Source organism: Caproicibacter sp. (genome assembly GCF_046707225.1).
Classification (GTDB): Bacteria; Bacillota; Clostridia; order Oscillospirales; family Acutalibacteraceae; genus Caproicibacter.
The window spans coordinates 1-2,824 of the sequence record NZ_JBJKOP010000050.1 but is presented as its reverse complement, the minus strand read 5'-3'; the positions used below and the strand labels follow the sequence as shown (position 1 = coordinate 2,824).

Annotated in this window: 2 protein-coding genes and 1 tRNA gene; 1 reads left to right on the top strand and 2 read right to left on the bottom strand. The window is 50.8% G+C overall.

Annotated features, from left to right (window positions below; genetic code table 11):
- A partial coding sequence (locus tag ACLQ3M_RS13945) for a hypothetical protein (RefSeq protein ID WP_411678299.1) occupies positions 1-183 on the top strand: 183 nt, incomplete at its 5' end.
- Between the two features lie 13 nt (positions 184-196).
- On the opposite strand, the gene ACLQ3M_RS13940 is transcribed toward ACLQ3M_RS13945, so the two are convergent.
- On the bottom strand, positions 197-1,540 hold the full coding sequence (locus ACLQ3M_RS13940) for an ammonium transporter (RefSeq protein WP_411678298.1): 1,344 nt from the start codon (positions 1,538-1,540) through the stop codon (positions 197-199).
- Between the two features lie 1,146 nt (positions 1,541-2,686).
- A tRNA-Asn gene (locus ACLQ3M_RS13935) sits at positions 2,687-2,762 on the bottom strand.
- Positions 2,763-2,824: the final 62 nt, after the last annotated feature.

Here is a 2,824-nt window from a genome sequence, read left to right as displayed (position 1 = left end):
TTAGCACTGCCGTGTCTGTTTGACCGTTTATCTCGCAGAATTTTCAACAAAAATATCGAAATCGCTGACTTTTCAACAGAAAAAGGAGCTGCCCCAAAACTTTCGTTTTGCAACAGCCCCTTCTTTTACGATGCCGTAAGACAGGCTGCCCATCAGAAATTTTCAGGGCAGCTCCTTACATAGTTTGTATTTTGAATCACGCCATATGGATCGTATCGATCTGCTGAAAATCAGGATAGCCTTCCTCCGCATGCTCGGAAACATCCAGTCCGGCAAGCTCTTCTTCCGCGCTGACCCGCAGACCAACCGTGGATTTCAGAACTTTGAACAGCACAAAGCTTGTTGCCACAGTCCATACGCCGACAGCCAGAACGCCCAACAGCTGAACACCGAACAGCCCCAGTCCGCCGCCGTAGAACAGCCCCTTGCTGGTATCGAACAAGCCGACCATCAGGGTGCCGTAAACGCCGCAGGTGCAATGGCAGCTGATCGCTCCCGCCGGGTCATCGATTTTCAGAACCTTTTCAAAGAATTCAATCGAGGCGACTACAAGCACGCCCGCAATCAAACCGATGACAAGAGCGCCTTCAATGCTGACATAGGCGCAGCCCGCGGTAATTGCAACCAGTCCGCCGATCGCGCCGTTCAGCGCCATGCTGACGGATGGCTTTTTGTGCTTGAACCAGGTATAAAGCATCGCCGCAAAAGCACCTGCCGCAGCGGCAATATTGGTAGTCATCGCGATGGTTCCGATCGTCGCAATGCTGAACTTTCCATTGTCGCCCAGCGTCAACGCGGACAGAGTAGAGCCCGGGTTAAATCCAAACCAACCAAACCAGAGGATAAAGACACCGAGCGCGGCAAGCGTAATGCTGTGTCCGGGAATACTGTTGGGCTTGCCGTCTTTTGAGTATTTGCCGATACGGGGCCCAAGCATCGCGGCGCCGACCAGAGCGGCCCAACCGCCGATGGAGTGAACAACCGTGGAACCGGCAAAATCCTGGAAGCCCATTTGTGCAAGCCAGCCGCCGCCCCAGATCCAGTGGCCCGCGACCGGGTAAATTACCAGCGAAATGACCGCGCTGTAAATGCAGTAAGCAATAAATTTGGTGCGTTCCGCCATTGCACCCGAAACAATGGTGGCGGCCGTAGCACAGAAAACGGTCTCCCAAAGAATAAATGCATCGACCGGTATCCCACATACCAATACCGTGTGGTCAATCGCACCGAAGAAATTCGAGCCGCCGAACAGGCCGCCCACGCTTTGGCCGAACATCAAGCCGTAACCGACAAAATAGAATGCGATGGATCCGATGCAAAAGTCCATCAGATTCTTCATCATAATGTTGGCGGCGCCTTTCGAACGTGTTGAACCCGTTTCCAGCATTGCGAATCCGGCTTGCATAAAGAACACCAGAAACGCGGAAATCAGAGTCCATACCGTATTAATGGAAGTCAGCAGCTCAGCGGGGAGCGAAGCCGCGCTCACCGCTGATAAAAGAATATTTTGTAGCCCCGTTTGCATAACAGCAAAATTCATAATGACCCTCCGTTCTTGATTCGATTCAATACCCCAATGCGCACCTGTTCTTACCCAAAAAGGCGCCGGACCTGTTAAATAGGTCCGGCGCCTTTGCCGATATTTCATATCCGCCTGCTGAGATAAGAATGGTGATTCGATTTCTCAGGCGCTGCTCAAGCACCGATAAATCTTGATGCCTTATTATATATCACTCGAGTAATAATTGCAAGTTTATATTTACATTATTCATTTATTTGTATGCTCATATAAAAACGCCCTCAGGATTAACGATGGATTGTGCATTTTTTTAACCGATTGCCCTCCGTAATGAACTTGTCACAATTACTGTATGCAGTATATTTAAAAAATGTTTCATAATCAATCAATTTTGCCTAACTATTTCAATCTTTGTTTTATGTGTGCCGCTCATCTTTTTGTCAAAGACCCGCCCAACCTGCGGCGGTACACGGCGGTTCAATCGTATGAGTGCAAAGACTCGTATCGGTCAAGAATGCGGTAGTATCCGGCCTGCGCGAGTCTTTTGTTTGTCATTGTGTGTGTGAATACAGCTTCCGAGAACCGCCCAATAGCCTTTGCGCATGTTTCCGTTTCGATGGGCCCGCCGCTCCGACATACCCAGCTTCATCAGATCCTTTACGCGTGTTCTGGGTTTCTTTTACTGTTTCCCGATACATCCGGAAACGGCGGCGCAGCCAATCGTCCCATTCTTCCATTGTACTTTTCATGCTTGCAATTTCGAAATAGCCTTAGCCATCCGCGGATATAGATCTTTACGTTCTGCATTTCCGTGTGGACGTTTCTGCCCTGACTGCGGGGAAGTCAGACGAGTTTGCCGAAGAAAACGAAGTCCAATACTACCCGAATCCCACACGGTAACTGAGGCGGCTATATGAAACAAAAGTTATCGTTCTTACCCGGGGAGGTCTCGCAAACGCGAACGAGTAGTCGACCCGAAACTTTGTCCGCCAGAACTCTTCGCCCTGACATCCGGCTTCCTTCGGATTCCGCCTCGCGGCGGACACCCTTGCCTTCGGGCTAACGCTTCCTGCAACCGAGCGCGCAGCGGACTTTCACCGCCATGTTATCGCCCATGCCGGGCGCACCACCGAAAAAAAGTCGTCCGCAAGATGCGGACGACTTTTTTGGCTCCCCAAGTTGGACTCGAACCAACGACCCTGCGGTTAACAGCCGCATGCTCTACCGGCTGAGCTATTGAGGAATATGAAGATGTTGGCATCACCTATTGTTCCGGGCCGTTGCCAGCCAAGTATCTTCGGCACA